Origin of the sequence: Yersinia sp. 1652 StPb PI (assembly GCF_041538345.1) — a bacterium.
GTDB classification, from domain to species: domain Bacteria; phylum Pseudomonadota; class Gammaproteobacteria; order Enterobacterales; family Enterobacteriaceae; genus Yersinia; species Yersinia enterocolitica_E.
In genome coordinates, this window is record NZ_JAULSM010000002.1 from 439051 (window position 1) to 459057 (window position 20007).

A 20007-nucleotide genomic window follows, 5' to 3' on the forward strand; every position below is an offset into this window, starting at 1 on the left:
CCTCATAGAAATAATAAATAGGGGAGTACAGGTACGGCACTGTTGATCAGGCAGGCCGTACACGCGTGTTTTTATCAAGCAGCGCTAACCGTCCAGGTGCCCTGAGGGTTATAAATAACATTGAATGCGGTCACACCTTGGGTGGTATCACATATCGCGGACCCAACCGAAGACGTAGAGAAGTTAATAACCGTCCCCGCCTGATAGGTACCCGTTTGGACATAAAAACTCAGCACTGGCTGACAATCGATATTTTTGCTTGGTTCTGCATTGATGAAACTCGACAGTACGCTACTGCCACTGGCACTTTGCACCGCCAACCCCGCGTTAAATACATCTGTGACGGGGTTAAATGCAGGAGTGACAATACGATAAGCACCAGGTTGCACCCCTTCGGTATAAGTCGCAGGAGACAGACCAAGAGAAGGGTCAACCGACATTACCGTGGTGTTTGCTGTTTGTACTCCAGCGGTAATAGAGGTCAAATCGACAGGCTGGCTTGAGGTGATATATCCTGAATCTTGCCCAACCAACAAGCTTGGTAGTTGAGATTGTGCTCCAGCATAAAATTGCATTAAGCATTCAAAGGTCAGTACAGAACCCGAGCTGGCAAAAGGTGATAACACTTCCTGATAAATACTGTTGGAGTAAACTTTAGCGCCACCGGTATAAATCGCCGGTTTTTGGAAGAAAAAGAAATCCTGCGCTGTCGGGCTGTTATTGATTACGTTAATTGTATATAGAGTACTCATAGTGTGTTCCTTATAAATAAGAGGGAGACATCATTAGGTAGTACATCCGATATTCGCTCTACCCACAGTACAAATTGCAACCTGTGTGCCAACTAGATAATCAATTGATTTTTAATAATTAATTAAATTCTAAGGGGTTTAAAAACACCTGGAATGGACGATACTGTCCAAGTGAGAGAGGGTGATTGGTCGAAAACGTCCATGCCCCAGAATGCCGCTTCACTCCGGCTTATCCAGTTCAGCCAGCAACTGAATTGCCCGGCTGACAAAAGGTGGAACATGGTGAGTGTCGATGCTTTTCAGAATGGAAGACAGCAAGGCAACCGCTTCAGCTTTTCGTAGCGATTGCCCTAATAAACGAGCCAGTTCACTGGTAGCAATAATTTGTGCGGGAATAATACCCAATGTTTGCGCACTCGCGATGGCGCAGCGAAAGCCTTGTTCAGCGCCAACAATGTCATTTAATGCCAGTCTGGCACGGGCTTTGACGACCATCAACTCACTAAGATAGGCGCGTTCTTGATACTTAAATGCCAAGTCCAATGCCTGTGACATCAGCACATCACATTGTTGCGGCTCACCTGATTGCAGCAATAACTCGCCACGTTTCCATGCCTGGAAGGAGTGAAAAAGCTTTCCTCCCTGGCACAACAGATGGCTATCATAACCCTCAATCATATGCTGTTCAGCCTGAACATAGTCATGCTGCATGAGCAAATAACACCCCTTCAGTACCTTCCCTAACCCCTGATAAAAAGTAAATCCATATTGCTGCGCCTGCACTGCTAATTCGTGGGTCAAGCGACCTAAACTGTCACGGTCTTCGAACAAGCAAGCAAGCCACGCCGCGCCCCGTAAGGAGATAACCCGATGAAAAGCAATAATGTCTTCACCCATAGCACGTGAGGCCAGTTTTTGGGCTACCTCTCTGGATTTTTTAAATTCACCGAGTTGAAATAAAGCCAGCCCTTTCAGGGTCAGCGCCATGCCAATCAAATCCAATCCTTGTTGATCGGCATACTCGCAAGGGGTAGTCAGTAACTTACTGCGAGCTAAACATGTTAAGACTTCTTGATTATCCCCCAACCAAAATAGGGTACTGGCAAGAGCGATATGTGCTTCACTCCATATTGACGCGGTTTTTTCAGTCAGGCCCCATTGCAGTAATTCCTGAGCCAGAGTGCGGACATGCGGTAAATCAAGGGTCACCAACTGGGCCGACCAACGCCAAAAGAGTAATCCTGCCAGCTCAGACTCATCACCTGCTTTTTTACCTAGCGCGATGGCATCATTATGATATTTAAGCGCATCATGGCTTAACCAACCATAAAGTATTTGATAGCTGATACTGAGTTGGCGATAGAGCTTGTAATGAAGCTGTCGAACCTCTTCATCCAAGGTGATTCCCAGCAGTAGTTGTAACCCTTTCTGTAAATCAACGATGGCTTCATGGTAGGCGGAGCAATTCATTAACCGCATACCTTCCTGCAAGTGTTGTAATGCTATTGGCCGTTTATCCATCCGGCCATGAATTCGCCGTTCCACTGACTTACGACTAATCCCTAATAGTTGTGCCGCTGCGGTTTTATTACCGGTAGTACGCTGCAACGCTCGGTCTATCAATAACTGCTCCACCGCAACGAGCTTATCAGCCCCCGGCAATGCCAGCATGGCATCAGCAAGCAGGTCAGATGACACTTTCACTTCGAGTTGTGAGGTTGGCATAAAGGTATCCAACACCTCACGCGTAATTAAATGGCTATCAGATAATGCCGCAAGCCTGTCGACCAGATTGCGCAATTCCCGCACATTACCCGGCCAGGGATACTGCTGTAAGTAAGACATAGCATGAGAATTGAAAACTAACGGGTGAGTTTGTAACCCTGAGAAATAGTCAATTAATGCGGGGATATCCTCCCTTCGCTGGCTGAGAGCAGGAATATCCAGAGTAATGACACCTAAGCGGTAATAGAGGTCTTCCCTAAAAACACCACTTTTTACCTGAGCAAGTAAATTTCGGTGAGTGGCAGCGACCACTCGCCCATTAAAGTGGCGAATATCGCTGCTGCCGATAGGCCGGAAAGTACGGGTTTCCAATGCACGCAATAGCTTAGGCTGCACTGACAAAGGCATTTCACCTATTTCATCTAAAAATAGCGTGCCATTACCGACCATTTCCAGATGACCACGCCGATCGCCAGAGGCACCCGTAAACGCACCTTTAACATGACCAAATAGCTCAGCTTCAACCAAATGCTCAGGGATTGCGCCACAGTTGAGATCAATAAATGGAGCTGAAGGATTTTTGCTACGTTGGTGTATCAGTTGGGCAATAACTTCTTTTCCACACCCAGTAGGGCCACAAATCAGTAAAGTTTGTTGTGATGGCGCAACCCGGTCAACTAAACGTAAAAGTTGCTTAAATGCTGCGGATGAACCAATAACATTAATTGATGTTTTCTCATTACATACCATCATAACTCCCTCCTTGACACCAAGGATGGGGAATCAAAATCGAACCATCTGGAGGTGATTGCTGTGATTCAAAAAGAAATAAGACAAGTATCTATGCATGATTTTATTTAATTATATCAATCATATTTAGTATATTGGTCAGTGGGTAACACTGAGAAAATTACTTTTTGATTCGCCTCCAAAAAATGATCAATCAGAAACATGAATATATAACTGTAAGTTATCTATTGAATATTGCACATACCACAGCAAAGAATTCGATAAATTAGTGCGAGGGGTCACAGGAAAAGAATGTATAGATAGAAAGCGGGAGGATAAAAGAAAGTTATAAATGTACACCCGCTCATCTGTTATCAGTAAAGCGGGCATAGCGGAGGGCGTGAATTAACTCACGGCATCCTCTCCAGCAGCAACTGGCAACACCATGTAAGTTCCTGAGAAAACAGCACCAGCATCTTCATCACCAAATAGATTCACGTCTAACTGCACTCTGGCACGACGGCCACGGGCCAATCTATCCAGATCACCACTCAGGGAACTTAGCTCAGCCACAGCCCGGGGCCGACCAGTAACCGGCGCACTGTAACGAATGTGGGCATCAGCGAGAATAATCGTGCCGCCCAAATGGCGCTCACGCAATAATAGCCAAATCAAGCCCCAGCCCGTCAGGGTCGCCAACGAAAAAAGGCTGCCAGCAAATAAGGTATGGTGAGGATTTTGATTACCCGCCTCTGGCATGGTAGTGACAAAACGCTGGCCGGTATATTGGCTGATGCGCACCCCCATTTTTTCACTAAGCGGAATATGGTCGTACCAGGCTTGCTGCAACTGACCGCACCAATCAGGGCGATGCAGAATATCGTCCATGGTCACAACCGGTTTTATCATTAAAAAGTGGCGCACAGGTGTGGTTTGCGGGGCGGTTATTTCCCCCTGACTGACAAAGCCCAGCTTGGCGAAGAAATCTACCGCATCTTCACGCGCGCTACACACAACTCGCTTCACCCCTTCCTGCCGCGCAACTGACTCTAAGGTCATTGCCACCAGCGTTCCCAAACCTTTGGCGCGCACTGATGGGTCAACGGCCAAAAAACGAATCGCAGCCTCATTATCTGCATTGATATATAACCGCCCAATAGCGACAGGTTTACCCTGCTCATCCACCACCATTTGATGATGGGCCATCGCATCATAAGCATCTTTCTCTGAGCCAACCGGTTGGTGCAACGGCTTGCGTAACATTTCCCAGCGGAATTGATAATAATCTTTGAGTTCTTGTTCTGTTATGGGCACACGCAAGTGATACATAGAAGCATTCTCTTTTTAAAATTATCAATAAAATAACCCTCAGTTTTGGGCACTATTCTGCCTCTAGACCTGTAACCAGAAAGTCACTGGGCCATCGTTTACCAAACTGACTTTCATATCTGCGGCAAATAATCCCGTTTCCGTTTTTACACCACGCTCACGACACTGGGCAACAAAATACTGATAAAGCCGATCAGCTTCTGCCGGAACTGCACCACGGGAAAAGCTTGGTCTCATGCCTTTTTGCGTATCTGCCACTAGTGTAAATTGCGAGACGACTAGCACACTGCCACCAGCTTGCAGGACGTTGAGATTCATTTTGTCGTTCTCATCGCCAAAAATCCGGTACCCCAAAACCTTTTCACATAGACGCTGTGCTTTTTGCTCGGTGTCCTCTTGTTCGACCCCCAGCAATATCAATAATCCAGGCCCAATCTCACCAACAACATTCCCATCTACGACAACACTGGCGCTAAGCGCCCGTTGAATCAACGCAATCATAATGCCTTACATCTCCTGACTCTGGTTTTCCTCGATGACCACTTTAGACCGCTGTGCTCGATACTCACCCAAGGTCACGGTGATTTCTGCCCCCAGTAACACGATGCACCAACTCCAGTAAACCCAAAGGAATAAGATGGGGATAACCGCCAGCACCCCGTAAATCAACTGATAAGACGGAAACAGCGTGATATACATCGTGAATCCTTTCTTACCCAATTCGAAGAGCAATGCAGCCACCAGCGCACCAATAAGTGCATCCCGGGCGGGCACCCGTACTGTCGGAACCACACTGTACAATAACCAAAAAGAAACCCAGGAAATCAAGAGCGGAAATAGCCGTAATGTCTCATCAATCATGCTGTCTACCTGGGCATTTGCCAGCCATTGCAATGAAAGCAGGTATGAGCTGATCACCATACTGGCCCCGACGAGAATTGGCCCTAATGTCAGTACCATCCAATAAACGGCAAATGAAAACACCAGTGACCGGTGAACCTTACTGCGCCAAATAATGTTAAGCACACTGTCGACGGAGTAAATCAGCAGCAGTGCTGTCACAATCAAGCCGCAGGTGCCCACCACCGTCATACGATTTGAGTTGGCAACAAACTGCTCAAGGTAGTTTTGGATAATATCGCCAGTGGCAGGCATAAAATTGGCAAATATGAAGGCTTTCAATTTTATGCTGATATCAGCAAACATGGGAAAAGCCGCGAACAGAGCAAAAATCACAGTGACCAATGGCACTAGAGAAAGTAATGACACATACGCCAAATGCCCAGCCAGCATGGTTAACCCATCTTTATCTATTCGGGTGTAAAGCATTCGCCCGAACGTAATGTAGGGTTTTAAAGATGCAGATAAGCGAAAACGCAGAAAACTCGCCATGTTTATCTCTCAGTCAATACCGGTGTTTAGGCTCGGTTATGGGTTAGCGTGATATTTAAGGCTAACCCATTAACGTCTGGAGTAAGAACTTATCAGGGAAAATAAGCAGGAATAACCTTTCGGTCTATGACATGAATTGCGGTGATACCTACAATTCTGGCTGCAACAACATTTGCTTCAACATCATCAAAGAATACCGCCTGCTCCGCCGGGATGTTTTCCGCACTCAGCACATGCTGATAAATTCTCGCTTCCGGCTTGCGCATGCCCAAATCCTGGGACAGATACATATGGTCAGCGGCGGCAGCCACTTCAGGGTAATGTTGGGGCCAGTAATTACAATGCAGCCGGTTAGTATTGGATAACACCACCACCCGATGCCCTTCCTGACGCAACTTTTGCATAATGGCGATCACTTCCGGGCGCAAAGCGACAAATACCGCCTGCCAGCCTTCGGCAAACTGTTCAAAACTTAGAGATAGCCCCATCTCATCACTGAGCTGGTGAGCAAACTCTTCATCGCTAATTTCACCGCGCTCATGCTGCTGGAAGACCTCGCCCATGGTAAACCGCTCACTCAACGTCGCCAGCGGGACACTGCTTAATTTGCTCCAAACGCCCAATACGCGTTTGAAGTCGATATCGACAATCACATTACCTAGATCAAAGATATACAGCATGGCGCTCTCCCAATTAGATGGTGAGTTTCACTGTAACGGGAAAAGGGAAAACTGAACAGAGAGAGGAAGAAAAAGGAGGGGTCAGTCAGGAAAAATAATATTTTACCGCAGCGGAAAAAAATAAAAAGTATCCCCAAAGGCATTGGAGTTGCAACAAGGCGGCAAGTGAATTCATCCCGATGAGCTTACACAGGTAAGTGATTCGGGTGAGTGAGCGAAGCTAACACAGTTGCAGCTTCAAGGAAGCAGAGGATAGAACTCAGGGCGCTTTTCGCGCCCTAAGTATCAGCAGTACCAAGAAGAATTAACCTTCTTTAGGACCACGACCTGCACGCTTACGATCGTTTTCCGTCAGGTGACGCTTACGGATACGAATTGATTGCGGGGTAACTTCTACCAATTCATCGTCATCGATGAATTCCAGTGCCTGTTCAAGAGTTTTCTTCAAGAAAGGAACCAGAGTGGTTGCTTCGTCAGTACCGGATGCACGCATGTTGGTCAGTTGCTTACCGGTCAGGCAGTTTACAGTCAGGTCGTTAGAACGTGAGTGAATACCGATGATCTGGCCTTCATACACTTCAGTCGCGTGACCAATAAACAGCTTGCCGCGGTCTTGCAGTTTGTACAGTGCGAATGCCACAGCTTTACCCTGACCGTTAGAGATCAGTACGCCGTTTTGACGTTGGCCGATCTCGCCTGGACGCACATCATCGTAGTGACTGAATGTGGAGTACAGCAGACCAGTACCAGAAGTCATAGTCATGAATTCAGTACGGAAGCCAATCAGGCCACGGCTTGGGATCATATAATCCAGACGAATGCGACCTTTGCCGTCTGGAACCATGTCCTTCACGTCACCCTTACGCTCACCCATGGCTTGCATTACTGCGCCCTGGTGCTGTTCTTCGATATCCAGAGTTACGCTTTCAAATGGTTCTTGATTACGGCCGTCGATAACACGGTTGATAACTTTAGGACGAGAAACAGCCAGCTCGAAACCTTCGCGGCGCATGTTTTCGATCAGAACCGACAGGTGAAGTTCACCACGGCCTGATACGCGGAATGCGTCAGCATCTTCAGTTTCTTCAACACGCAGTGCTACGTTATGAATCAGCTCTTTGTTCAAACGGTCAAGGATCTGACGTGAAGTCACGTACTTGCCTTCTTTACCACAGAACGGAGAGGTGTTAACGCAGAAATACATGGTAACAGTTGGTTCATCAACAGACAGTGCTGGCAATGCTTCAACAGCATTCACATCACAGATAGTGTCAGAGATGTTCAACTCGCCCAAACCGGTGATAGCAACGATATCGCCAGCTTCAGCCATAGTTGCTTCGATACGTTCCAGACCCATATGGCCCAGTACTTTAGCGATTTTACCGTTGCGGGTCTTACCTTCGCTATCGATAACAGTAACTTGCTGGTTAGGCTTAACAACACCACGTTTGATACGGCCGATGCCGATAACACCTACGTAGTTGTTGTAGTCCAACTGGGAGATTTGCATCTGCAATGGACCGGTGCTGTCTACGTCTGGTGCAGGCACATGGTCGATGATTGCCTGATACAGCGGAGTCATGTCTGCCGACATATCATTGTGGTCTTCGCCCGCAATACCCATCAATGCTGATGCGTAAATGATAGGGAAGTCCAGTTGTTCGTCAGTGGCATCCAGGTTTACGAACAGGTCGAACACCTGATCGACAACCCAATCAGGACGCGCGCCAGGACGGTCAACTTTGTTGATAACCACGATTGGTTTCAGACCATGAGCAAAGGCTTTTTTGGTCACGAAACGGGTCTGCGGCATCGGGCCATCCATTGCGTCGACGACCAGCAGCACAGAGTCAACCATAGACATTACACGCTCAACCTCACCACCGAAATCGGCGTGTCCTGGGGTATCCACGATGTTGATGCGGTAGTCTTTCCAGTTAATGGCGGTATTTTTCGCGAGGATGGTTATCCCACGCTCTTTCTCCAAATCGTTGGAGTCCATTACACGTTCAGTTGCTTCAGCACGTTCACCGAACGTACCAGATTGTTGTAGCAACTTATCAACCAGGGTAGTTTTCCCATGGTCAACGTGCGCAATAATGGCGATGTTACGCAGATTCTCGATCACAGCTTTTTTGCCTCAGGCATTTAGAAATAGCGCGCTATTGTACACGTATTAAGCGAGGGACTAAACAAGATCACAAACTTCTCTTATAAACAACCTGACGGCGGTTAGTTTGTGATCCCTTTCACGGTGCAAAAATAGCCTCTCGGCCCACCTTTGCACCAATACAGTGCCCAACGACGCAAATGAAGCACCAAAATAGTGCAATATAACTATCCTGGTGCATACTGAATATCAGCAGACCCCTATGATATGGCATAAACGGGGCGTTTGGAAAGTTGGCATAGATTTCGCAATAGACTTTATGACGCAGTTTAGCATGAATAACGGTCATGAAAAATCAGCATGAGCGTTAGCCTGAATAAAAAGATAACTGAACACCCAAACGATAATCGTTCCACGACGACTATGACAAATCCAGGAGATATAAGTATGTCCGCTGAACATGTTTTGACGATGCTGAATGAGCACGAAGTGAAATTTGTTGATTTGCGCTTCACCGATACCAAAGGGAAAGAGCAGCACATCACTATTCCGGCTCATCAGGTCAACGCTGACTTCTTCGAAGAAGGCAAAATGTTTGATGGCTCCTCGATTGGTGGCTGGAAAGGCATTAACGAATCCGACATGGTACTGATGCCAGACGCCAGCACCGCTGTTATGGATCCGTTCTTCGAAGATTCCACACTGATTATCCGTTGTGACATTCTTGAGCCAGGTACCCTGCAAGGCTATGATCGCGACCCACGTTCAATCTCAAAACGCGCAGAAGAGTTCCTGAAATCTTCAGGTATCGCAGATACCGTGCTGTTTGGGCCAGAACCAGAATTCTTCCTGTTTGACGATGTTCGTTTTGGTAGCAGTATCCGTGGCTCTCATGTCGCTATCGATGACATCGAAGGCGCATGGAACTCCAGCACCAAATACGAAGGCGGCAACAAAGGCCACCGTCCGGCAGTGAAAGGCGGTTACTTCCCAGTTCCTCCGGTTGATTCTTCACAGGACCTGCGTTCTACCATGTGTCTGACCATGGAAGAAATGGGCCTGGTAGTAGAAGCGCATCACCATGAAGTGGCTACCGCAGGTCAGAACGAAGTGGCTACTCGCTTCAATACCATGACCAAGAAAGCCGATGAAATTCAGATCTACAAATATGTGGTGCACAACGTGGCACACGCATTCGGCAAAACTGCGACCTTTATGCCAAAACCAATGTTTGGTGATAATGGTTCAGGCATGCACTGCCATATGTCTTTGTCCAAGAACGGTACTAACCTGTTCGCCGGTGACAAATATGCTGGCCTGTCTGAAATGGCGCTGTTCTACATCGGCGGTATCATCAAGCACGCAAAAGCAATTAACGCCTTGGCTAACCCAACGACTAACTCCTACAAGCGTTTGGTCCCAGGCTACGAAGCTCCGGTCATGTTGGCATACTCTGCCCGTAACCGTTCAGCTTCTATCCGTATCCCAGTGGTTGCCAGCCCGAAAGCGCGTCGTATTGAAGCACGCTTCCCGGATCCAGCCGCTAACCCATACTTGTGCTTCGCAGCACTGCTGATGGCTGGCCTTGATGGCATCATCAACAAAATTCACCCAGGTGATGCGATGGACAAAAACCTGTATGACTTGCCACCGGAAGAAGAAGCAGAAATTCCAAAAGTTGCAGGTTCACTGGACGAAGCGATGGCTGCATTGAACGAAGACCGCGAGTTCCTGACCCGTGGTGGCGTGTTCACTGACGACGCTATCGATGCTTATATCGAACTGCGTAAAGAAGAAATGGACCGCGTTCGTATGACTCCGCACCCAGTTGAGTTCGAACTGTATTACAGCGTTTAATTTTAGTTAGCCGTTTTTTTTGTTGCCGTGGAAACTTTTGGCCCATCTTCGGATGGGCTTTTTTCTCCACTTTTCGTTTTCGTCATATTTCCTCTGGCTCAGTCACGACTGAACCGATTAGGATGTATTCACCAAAAGAGTGCAGGAGTCTGCGTAATGGCAACAGGCACGCTGCCCGATGCTGGGCAGATCCTTAATTCTCTCATTAATAGTATTCTGCTATTAGATGATGATTTGGCTATCCATTATGCCAATCCCGCTGCGCAGCAACTTCTGGCGCAAAGCTCTCGTAAACTTTTTGGTACACCCCTGCCCGATTTATTAGGCTATTTTTCTCTTAATATCGACCTGATGCGGGAAAGTCTGATCGCCGGTCAAGGTTTTACCGATAACGAGGTGACCGTAGTTGTTGATGGCCGCGCGCATATTTTGTCGCTGACAGCACAATCACTGCCAGAAGGTTTTATATTGCTGGAAATGGCGCCGATGGATAATCAGCGTCGGTTAAGCCAAGAACAATTACAACATGCACAGCAAGTCGCAGCCCGTGATCTGGTTCGTGGGCTGGCTCATGAGATTAAGAACCCGTTAGGTGGCTTACGGGGGGCAGCACAATTATTGTCTAAAGCATTGCCTGATCCAGCATTGTTGGAATATACCAAAGTGATCATTGAGCAGGCAGACCGCTTACGTAACTTGGTTGATCGCTTATTAGGCCCACAACGGCCCGGTCAACACATCACACAAAGTATCCATCAGGTTGCTGAACGGGTTTGTCAGTTAGTCTCGCTGGAAAAACCGGATAATGTGACGTTAATCCGTGACTATGACCCAAGTTTGCCTGAACTGGCCCATGATCCAGACCAAATTGAACAAGTGTTGCTGAATATCACTCGTAATGCATTACAGGCTTTGGGGGGAGCTGGCGGCACTATTACGCTACGCACCCGTACTGCTTTTCAGATAACACTGCATGGTATGCGCTATCGTTTGAGCGCTCGCATTGATATTGAAGATGACGGTCCGGGCGTTCCAACGCAATTACAAGATACCGTGTTCTATCCGATGGTAAGTGGTCGCGAGGGGGGGACTGGCCTTGGCTTGTCTATCGCCCGTAATCTTATCGATCAACATTCGGGTAAAATTGAATTCAACAGTTGGCCGGGACATACCGAATTCTCGGTTTACCTGCCTATTCGCCAGTGAGGTTTCTATGCAACGAGGGATAGTCTGGATCGTCGATGACGATAGCTCCATCCGCTGGGTGCTTGAACGTGCACTGACTGGAGCAGGTCTGAACTGTGCAACCTTCGATACCGGTAACCAGGTGTTGGATGCACTCGCGACACAAACCCCGGATGTGTTGTTATCGGATATTCGCATGCCTGGCATGGACGGGTTAGCCCTGCTGAAACAGATTAAGCAGCGCCACCCGATGCTCCCGGTCATCATAATGACGGCACATTCTGATTTGGATGCTGCGGTCAGTGCCTATCAGCAAGGGGCTTTTGATTACCTGCCTAAACCTTTTGATATTGATGAAGCCGTAGCTCTGGTTGAGCGGGCTATCAGCCATTATCAGGAGCAGCAGCAACCGGCACGCAGCCAACCCGCCAGCGGTCCAACCGCTGATATCATTGGCGAAGCACCGGCGATGCAAGACGTTTTCCGCATCATCGGCCGCTTATCTCGTTCTTCTATTAGTGTGCTGATTAACGGTGAGTCGGGTACCGGTAAAGAGTTAGTGGCCCATGCGTTACATCGCCACAGCCCACGGGCTAAAGCGCCGTTTATCGCGCTGAATATGGCGGCGATCCCGAAAGATTTAATTGAATCTGAATTATTCGGCCACGAGAAAGGTGCCTTTACCGGCGCGAATCAAGTGCGCCAGGGTCGTTTTGAACAAGCCGATGGCGGCACACTGTTTTTAGATGAAATCGGTGATATGCCATTGGATGTACAAACCCGCCTGTTACGCGTGCTGGCTGATGGTCAGTTTTATCGCGTCGGGGGTTACGCACCGGTCAAAGTAGATGTTCGTATTATTGCCGCTACCCACCAAAATCTGGAGCTGCGTGTTCAGGAAGGTAAATTCCGTGAGGATTTATTCCATCGTCTGAATGTGATTCGGGTACATCTGCCACCGCTGCGTGAACGTCGTGAAGACATTCCGCGTTTGGCTCGTTACTTCTTGCAAGTGGCAGCTAAAGAGTTAGGTGTGGAAGCCAAAAATCTGCACCCTGAGACCGAAGTGGCGCTAACCCGCCTGCCTTGGCAGGGTAACGTGCGCCAACTGGAAAACACCTGTCGCTGGCTGACGGTGATGGCTGCCGGGCAGGAAGTACTGACTCAGGATTTACCTTCTGAACTGTTTGAAACCAGCACGCCAGATGCTTCAGGTCAGCGGACGCCGGACAACTGGGCAACTCTATTGGCACAATGGGCTGAACGCGCCCTACGTTCTGGTCATCAGGACCTGTTATCTGAGGCACAGCCGGAAATGGAACGCACGCTGTTAACCACGGCATTACGCCATACTCAAGGTCATAAGCAAGAAGCGGCACGTCTGCTGGGTTGGGGCCGCAACACCTTAACGCGTAAGTTAAAAGAGCTGGGAATGGAGTAGTTGGGAGAAAGAGAGTAATTCCTGCCTAAATTCCCCCTCAAGGTAATGTTGACCATTGAGGGGGAACATCATCAGATCACGCGTGAAAACTGCTGCTTGCGCGCCTGTTTCCGTAAATAGATATCGAAACACATACAAATATTACGAATCAGTAAGCGCCCGCGCGGTGTTACCCGAATGCCTTTATCATCCCGCTCCACCAGCCCATCTTGTTCGAAAGGTGCTAGTAGCTCAAAATCTTCAGCAAAATAATCTGCAAAACGAATACCATACTGCTGCTCAATCGGCTGATAGCTGATTTGGAAATTACAAATCAGCGTTTTAATCACATCACGGCGCAAGCAATCATCTTCAGTCATCGCCAAACCACGCCACAGCGCATTGCCACGCTGCTCCACGCAGGAATAGTAAGTCTTCAAATCTTTTTCATTCTGCGCATAGCTGTCACCCAACATGCTGATAGCAGAAACCCCCAAACCAAGTAAATCACTGTCGCCTTGGGTGGTATAACCTTGAAAATTACGGTGTAATTCACCTTCACGCTGCGCAATGGCTAATTCATCATCTGGCCGGGCAAAATGATCCATACCAATAAATTGATAGCCAGACTCAGTTAAGAAACTGATGGTGTGCTGCAAAATATCTAGCCGCTGTTCGGCGCTCGGCAGATCGGCATCTTTAATTTTACGTTGAGCAGCAAACAGACTCGGTAAATGTGCGTAATTGAACACACTCAGACGATCAGGATTCAGCTCTGCCACCCGTTTGAGGGTAAAAGCAAAACTCTCTGGTGTCTGTTTTGGCAAACCATAAATCAAATCGATATTGGTTGAGTTAAAACCAAGGGCTTTAGCGCGGGCAATCAGGGCAAAGATAAAATCCTCATCCTGCTCACGATTAACCAGCCGTTGAACCTCTTTATTAAAATCTTGCACCCCCATGCTTAGGCGGTTAAACCCCTCAGCACGCAGGTGATCAAGGACATCCAGTTCAATTTCACGTGGGTCCACTTCTATTGATTGCTCAGCACCGGGCAGGAAATCAAAGTTTTCACGCAACAGGTTCATCAGGTGGGTAATTTGTATTTTATTCAGGTAAGTGGGCGTACCACCGCCCCAGTGCATCTGGCTAACCTGACGCCCAACAAATAACGCCGCACGCTGGCGGATCTCTTTTTCCAAGACCGCCAGATACTCATCAGCTTTATGCTGTTGCCGCGTCACCAGCTTATTGCAGCCGCAGAAATAACACAGCTTATGGCAAAACGGGATATGCACATACAGCGACAAAGGCCGTTGTGGGTAACGCTTCACTGCCTGCTGAAAAGCAGATTCATTATAATCTTCACTGAATTCGAGCGCAGTGGGGTACGACGTATAGCGCGGCCCTGAATAATTATATTTTTGAATCAGGGATAAATCCCAAACTATAGCCTGCTCAGACATGTTCATTCCTTCCGATATTTGCGCCTACCGGGCCGGTTAGAGGGTAGATGTTTTCGTTGTCTGGCCGCAGTAGCACTGCGCAACCGCTTTCTTCGTTGCGACAGTAGCCATAGTTTACCCAATAACCACACTAGATAACATGTAAGCAGTAGGGCTATTATCGGGATCACCCAATTCATGGTTTAAAATGTATCTTTTGGGTTACCGCGTTTCAGCAATTGCAAAATGTCTTCCTGCTTTTCTTCTGGCGCTTCGTCATCTTCATCGTCGCCCAATTCAATACCCAATTGTTCCATTAGGGCATCAATACGATCCAACGTCAGATCAACATAAGCCTGATCTTCTTTGCTCAATACTTCATCATTATCCAGACGATCCAGCAATGCATCCAGACGCTCATCGTTTTCCAGCTTAGACAGCTCTTCTTCCGGCGTCAGACGTGGCTTAGCTTCAACTTTAGCCACCGGCTTAGTGGTTGGCTTAGCTTTAACCTTACTCTCAACCACCAGCGGCACAGGTACTTTACTGCCGATGCGTGGATCTTTCTCTTGAGTCTCGGACTGGCCCTTCTTATTGCTACCTTCTACATTGGTTCTCGCCCCTGAGCGATTGCCACTGTGTTTCTTCTGACGTTTACGCTCGCGAGCTTCGATATCAAGCTCTACACGGGTCTTTCTAATACGCTTAGGCGTCGCGGTGCCTTTCGGGGCCGCAATATTCGCGCGTGGTGCTTTATTTGGCTGCTTCATAACCTGTGCTCTTAAATGGGTAAATAAGTATGGGATCGGATTTAGTATAGGATTGGGCCGGAATCTAGCAGAAAGAAGAGAAAGAAAAAAGGCGCCAGATTAACCTGTCGCCCTTTTTCGCATCTTCTGCGGCAGGATATCCTTACAGCACACTCCCTGCACTGACATAACAACCGGATATCTCCCTCCTGCAATGCGCCATCCTTGCCATATCTGCGGCCCTCAAGGCAACTTAACCAGCGCGCCTGCCAGTATACCTGAACCCTCTTACTTGAAGGGTATAAAAGATAAACCCCCTTTTTTTTGCCTGATGCAGTTATAATCGCTGCATGTAAGCTATCTCTCACGGAGACGACAAATTTTGACTATTAGAAACTATAACTATCACATGACCCACTTCGTCATCAGTGCTCCGGATATCCGCCATCTGCCACGTGATGAAGGTATTGAGGTGGCATTTGCTGGCCGTTCAAATGCCGGTAAATCGAGTGCACTTAATACGTTAACTAACCAGAAAGGTCTGGCCAGAACCAGTAAAACACCCGGCCGTACTCAGCTAATTAACCTATTTGAAGTCGTTGACGGTATTCGTCTGGTTGACTTACCGGGCTATGGCTATGCTGAAGTCCCGGAAGAGATGAAACTCAAATGGCAACGCGCGCTGGGTGAGTATTTGCAAAAGCGTAACTGTCTGAAAGGATTAGTTGTGTTGATGGATATTCGCCATCCACTGAAAGATTTAGATCAGCAAATGATTACCTGGGCGGTTGCGGTTGGCACCCCGGTTCTATTATTGCTGACCAAAGCGGATAAGCTGGCTTCTGGCGCCCGTAAGGCTCAATTGAACATGGTACGAGAAGCGATTATTCCATTTATGGGTGATATTCAGGTTGAAGCTTTCTCTTCTTTGAAGAAGATTGGCGTCGAAAAACTCCGGGAAAAACTGGATACCTGGTTTAACGAGATACCACCAGAAGTTATGATTGATGATTATGACGATGAAGGTGAGTAAGCGCTAACAGCAGCCCGCAAGGGCTGTTATCCCCAAGGGTGGTGTTTTATATCGCCCTGAGTTAATACCTGGCAATAATACTTCCCCCCTAGAGTAAAAATCATCAAACCGTATTTTCACGGGTAATGCCGGGCTGTTTCTCTATCGGTTCGCGAAAAGTGCTCACAAATCCCAATAAAAAACGCCCCAGTCAATAAATGACTGGGGCGGCTAATATATAGCCAAATCCGATTACGTGAAGTAAAAGGTCTGAAAGATAGAACATCTTACCTCTGTACCCTACGTCTGTAACTCTACATCATTTTTTCGCGGGGCAAAAGAATTTTTTGTTGTATAGTTACACAAATTGGCACGATTCAGCGCACATCTTCCCCGCATAATGGCGGATAAATGTAGCTTAATTACATAAAATGCTTTATTTATCGCCACTTACCCACAAAGCTAGTGAGCCTGGTCCCAGTTATCACCAACACCGACATCCACCTTCAGTGGTACCGCCAGTTGCATACTCTGCTCCATCAGTTCACGAATCTTTTGTTCCGCGCTTTCCAATACACTTTCATGCACTTCAAACACTAATTCATCGTGTACCTGCATGATTACTCGCACCAATGGTTCTGGTTCCTGTTGTAACCAGGCATCCACTGCAATCATTGCCCGTTTGATAATATCAGCGGCGGTACCTTGCATTGGCGCATTGATAGCTTCACGTTCAGCAGCTTTACGGCGAGTTGCATTACGAGAATGAATATCTGGCAAATAGAGGCGACGGCCATCCAGCGTGGTGACATAACCTTGATCGGCGGCTTGCTTACGTGTGCGCTCCATGTATTCCAACACACCGGGATAGCGCTCAAAATAGAGATCCATATAGCGCTGCGCCTCTCCACGGGGAATGCTTAGCTGTCGCGCCAGACCAAAAGCGCTCATACCATAAATAAGACCAAAGTTAATGGCCTTGGCACTGCGGCGTTGTTCAGTTGTGACCTTTTCCAGTGGCATACCAAAGACTTCCGCCGCTGTCGCACGGTGGATATCTTTTCCCGCAGCAAATGCAGCTAATAGCCCTTTATCCTGCGACAAGTGCGCCATAATACGCAGCTCAATCTGTGAGTAGTCAGCCGCCATAATGCGATAGCCTTGGGGCGCAATAAAAGCCTGCCGTATACGACGCCCTTCTTCATTCCGCACTGGAATGTTTTGCAGGTTAGGATCACGTGAGGACAAACGCCCTGTCGCTGTCACCGCCTGGTGATAAGAGGTATGGACCCGGCCCGAAACTGGGTTAATCATCAACGGCAGCTTGTCGGTATAGGTACTTTTCAGCTTAGCCAGACCACGATATTCAAGGATCACCTTCGGCAACGGGTAATCTAATGCCAGCTCAGCCAACACTTCTTCATTAGTTGACGCGGCCCCGCCAGGGGTTTTCTTCAAGATAGGCAGTTTTTGTTTTTCGTACAAAATGGTCTGAAGCTGCTTAGGTGATGCCAGGTTGAACGGCTCTTCAGCCAATTCATGAGCCTGTTTTTCTAACTCATCAAGGCGGATAGTCAGCTCTTTTGAATGTGCGGCCAAGATATTCTGGTCAATCAAGACACCAGTGCGCTCGATGCGAGACAGAATTGGCAATAGCGGCATCTCAATTTCCTGGAATACCCGCTTTAACCCTTCACTTTGTTGCAGTTTTGGCCACAGCACCAGATGCAACTGTAGCGTAACGTCGGCATCTTCTGCGGCATAAGGGCCTGCTTGTTCCAACGCAATTTGATTAAAGGTTAGTTGGTTTTTACCCTTACCGGCGATCTCTTCAAAGGTAATAGTTTTGTGGTTGAGATAACGTTCTGCCAGACTATCCATATCATGGCGACCAGCAACACTGTCTAAAACGTAAGATTCCAGCATAGTATCGAAAGCGATACCGCGCAGCTCAATGCCATAACGTGCCAGCATGCTTTGGTCAAACTTGAGATTCTGGCCAACTTTAAAGGCTTTATCGTCTTCCAGTAGTGGTTTTAGCGTGGCCAAAACCCAATCCCGGTCGAGCTGTGCAGGAGAGTCCAAATAATCATGCGCCAAGGGTAAATAAGCGGCTTCGCCTGGTGCAACGGCAAAAGAGATACCAATTAAATTGCTGCTAAGCGTATCCAGGCCGTCAGTCTCAGTATCAAACGCGAAAACCTCTGCTTTTTTGAGGCGCTCAATCCACTCTACTAAGGATTTCTCATCCAAAATGGTCTGATAATTTTCTTGTGATAGTACTGCGGTGACCTCAACCGCATCAGCTGGCTCTACTGCCACAAAAGCTTTATTACTTGTTTGTGCCGTTGGCCGATCTTTTTTACCGTCCAGCCATTTGCCCGCTTCTACATCCACTAACCAGCGCTTAAATTCATAACGGCTGAATAACTGATGTAATTGATCATCATCTGGGGGGGAAACTTTTAGCTCATCACAAGTCACATCCAATTCAACATCTGTTTTAATGGTGGCTAATTTATAGGAGAGATAAGCAACATCTTTATTCTGCTCTAACTTGGCTGACATGGTTTTGGCACCACGGAATGTCAGTGTGGATATTTTATCCAAATTACTGAACAGCGCATCCAGCCCACCCAAACCTTGCAATAAAGCTTGTGCGGTCTTTTCGCCAACACCTGGAACCCCTGGAATATTGTCTGAGGAATCCCCCATTAGTGCTAGAAAATCAATAATCAATTCAGGAGGAACACCATATTTTTCACAGACTTCCTGTGGCCCCAAAATAGCGTTATTCATTGTATTGATTAAAGTGATATTTGGCGTAACTAATTGCGCCATATCCTTATCACCGGTACTGATTAATACAGCATGACCTGCTTTTTCAGCTTCCTGCGCTAAAGTACCAATAACATCGTCGGCCTCAACACCGGAGACAACCAATAAAGGTAGCCCCATTGCCTTAACCATTTGGTGCAACGGCTCAATTTGAGCTCGCAAATCATCTGGCATCGGTGGCCGGTGGGATTTATAGTCAGCGAAAAGCTCATCACGGAATGTTTTACCTTTAGCATCGAATACTACCGCTACATGGCTAGGACGATATTGCAGCAATAGACTGCGCAACATGTTCAACACGCCGTACATCGCCCCCGTTGGTTCACCGCTGCCGTTGGTCAGTGGTGGGAACGCATGGTAAGCACGATAGAGGTAAGAGGAACCGTCAACGAGGATCAATGGGTTTTCTGCAATCTGGGCCATAGGGTTTCTTCATCTTTATTCAGCAAGGTCTAACGCTAAGAATGCCATAGCTGGCGACAAGAGACGAATTTTAGCGTCCATTGTTGTGCGAAAGAGAGCATTTTTACGTAGTGATCCTGAAGATCCAATCTGTGGATAACTTTGTGAGTAAAAGCATGTGCAGATTATATCTGCTCTGCTTATTTTTTAGAGGTAATATTTAAAATTATAATAATCATATAGTTACATTCATTGTTTTTTTATTTTACTGTCATTTTTTCTTTATCTAAATTGTGGATATTACTTATTCAGTTACAGTCTTAAGGTAAATAAATTCCACGGGTGGATAATTTAGTGTTCTCTCTTTTTTATTACTCACCAT

14 protein-coding genes are annotated in these 20007 nt (G+C 47.4%); 4 read left to right on the top strand and 10 right to left on the bottom strand.

Features of this window, described 5'->3' with window-relative positions:
• Positions 1-74 precede the first annotated feature (74 nt).
• The 7 genes from Q2T71_RS18645 to typA all read right to left on the bottom strand — a co-directional run bounded on the left by Q2T71_RS18645 (position 75) and on the right by typA (position 8735).
• Positions 75-752 carry a hypothetical protein gene (locus Q2T71_RS18645; RefSeq protein ID WP_372560158.1) on the bottom strand — a complete coding sequence of 226 codons (678 nt, stop codon included), beginning with the start codon at positions 750-752 and terminating at the stop codon, positions 75-77.
• 219 nt (positions 753-971) lie between these two features.
• On the bottom strand, positions 972-3230 hold the full coding sequence (locus Q2T71_RS18650) for a sigma-54 interaction domain-containing protein (RefSeq protein WP_372560159.1): 2259 nt from the start codon (positions 3228-3230) through the stop codon (positions 972-974).
• Positions 3231-3611: 381 nt separating this feature from the next.
• Entirely contained in the window at positions 3612-4535 is a 924-nt protein-coding gene (gene fabY, locus Q2T71_RS18655) for a fatty acid biosynthesis protein FabY (protein ID WP_083161639.1), read from the bottom strand.
• A 63-nt stretch (positions 4536-4598) separates the two neighbouring features.
• Complete coding sequence (gene dtd / locus Q2T71_RS18660; RefSeq protein ID WP_372560160.1) at positions 4599-5036, bottom strand: D-aminoacyl-tRNA deacylase; 438 nt, start codon at positions 5034-5036, stop codon at positions 4599-4601.
• Between the two features lie 6 nt (positions 5037-5042).
• Positions 5043-5927 carry a virulence factor BrkB family protein gene (locus tag Q2T71_RS18665; protein ID WP_083161635.1) on the bottom strand — a complete coding sequence of 295 codons (885 nt, stop codon included), beginning with the start codon at positions 5925-5927 and terminating at the stop codon, positions 5043-5045.
• 92 nt (positions 5928-6019) lie between these two features.
• Positions 6020-6607, bottom strand: coding sequence for a glucose-1-phosphatase (gene yihX, locus Q2T71_RS18670; protein WP_372560161.1), 588 nt, complete (start codon positions 6605-6607; stop codon positions 6020-6022).
• A gap of 304 nt (positions 6608-6911) precedes the next feature.
• Positions 6912-8735: a ribosome-dependent GTPase TypA gene (gene typA, locus Q2T71_RS18675; RefSeq protein ID WP_042568870.1), complete on the bottom strand. Its 1824-nt coding sequence runs from the start codon at positions 8733-8735 to the stop codon at positions 6912-6914.
• Positions 8736-9164: 429 nt separating this feature from the next.
• Between typA and glnA the strand changes: the two genes are divergently transcribed.
• From glnA to glnG, 3 genes are all read left to right on the top strand, one after another.
• Entirely contained in the window at positions 9165-10574 is a 1410-nt protein-coding gene (gene glnA, locus Q2T71_RS18680) for a glutamate--ammonia ligase (RefSeq protein ID WP_004392048.1), read from the top strand.
• 156 nt (positions 10575-10730) lie between these two features.
• Positions 10731-11780, top strand: coding sequence for a nitrogen regulation protein NR(II) (glnL, locus tag Q2T71_RS18685; RefSeq protein ID WP_083161629.1), 1050 nt, complete (start codon positions 10731-10733; stop codon positions 11778-11780).
• A gap of 7 nt (positions 11781-11787) precedes the next feature.
• Positions 11788-13200 (top strand): nitrogen regulation protein NR(I), encoded by a 1413-nt coding sequence (gene glnG / locus Q2T71_RS18690; RefSeq protein WP_042568869.1) that lies wholly within the window; start codon positions 11788-11790, stop codon positions 13198-13200.
• A 71-nt stretch (positions 13201-13271) separates the two neighbouring features.
• Here the strand turns inward: glnG and hemN are convergent, their stop codons facing one another.
• Together hemN and yihI are read right to left on the bottom strand one after the other, a co-directional pair.
• Positions 13272-14645 carry an oxygen-independent coproporphyrinogen III oxidase gene (gene hemN / locus Q2T71_RS18695; RefSeq protein WP_372560162.1) on the bottom strand — a complete coding sequence of 458 codons (1374 nt, stop codon included), beginning with the start codon at positions 14643-14645 and terminating at the stop codon, positions 13272-13274.
• Between the two features lie 182 nt (positions 14646-14827).
• On the bottom strand, positions 14828-15394 hold the full coding sequence (gene yihI, locus Q2T71_RS18700) for a Der GTPase-activating protein YihI (RefSeq protein ID WP_083161625.1): 567 nt from the start codon (positions 15392-15394) through the stop codon (positions 14828-14830).
• 361 nt (positions 15395-15755) lie between these two features.
• On the opposite strand from yihI, the gene yihA reads away from it, so the two are divergent.
• Positions 15756-16406, top strand: coding sequence for a ribosome biogenesis GTP-binding protein YihA/YsxC (gene yihA / locus Q2T71_RS18705; protein ID WP_372560163.1), 651 nt, complete (start codon positions 15756-15758; stop codon positions 16404-16406).
• 441 nt (positions 16407-16847) lie between these two features.
• Here yihA and polA read toward each other — a convergent pair whose 3' ends face one another.
• Positions 16848-19646: a DNA polymerase I gene (polA, locus tag Q2T71_RS18710; protein WP_372560164.1), complete on the bottom strand. Its 2799-nt coding sequence runs from the start codon at positions 19644-19646 to the stop codon at positions 16848-16850.
• Between the last annotated feature and the right edge of the window lie 361 nt (positions 19647-20007).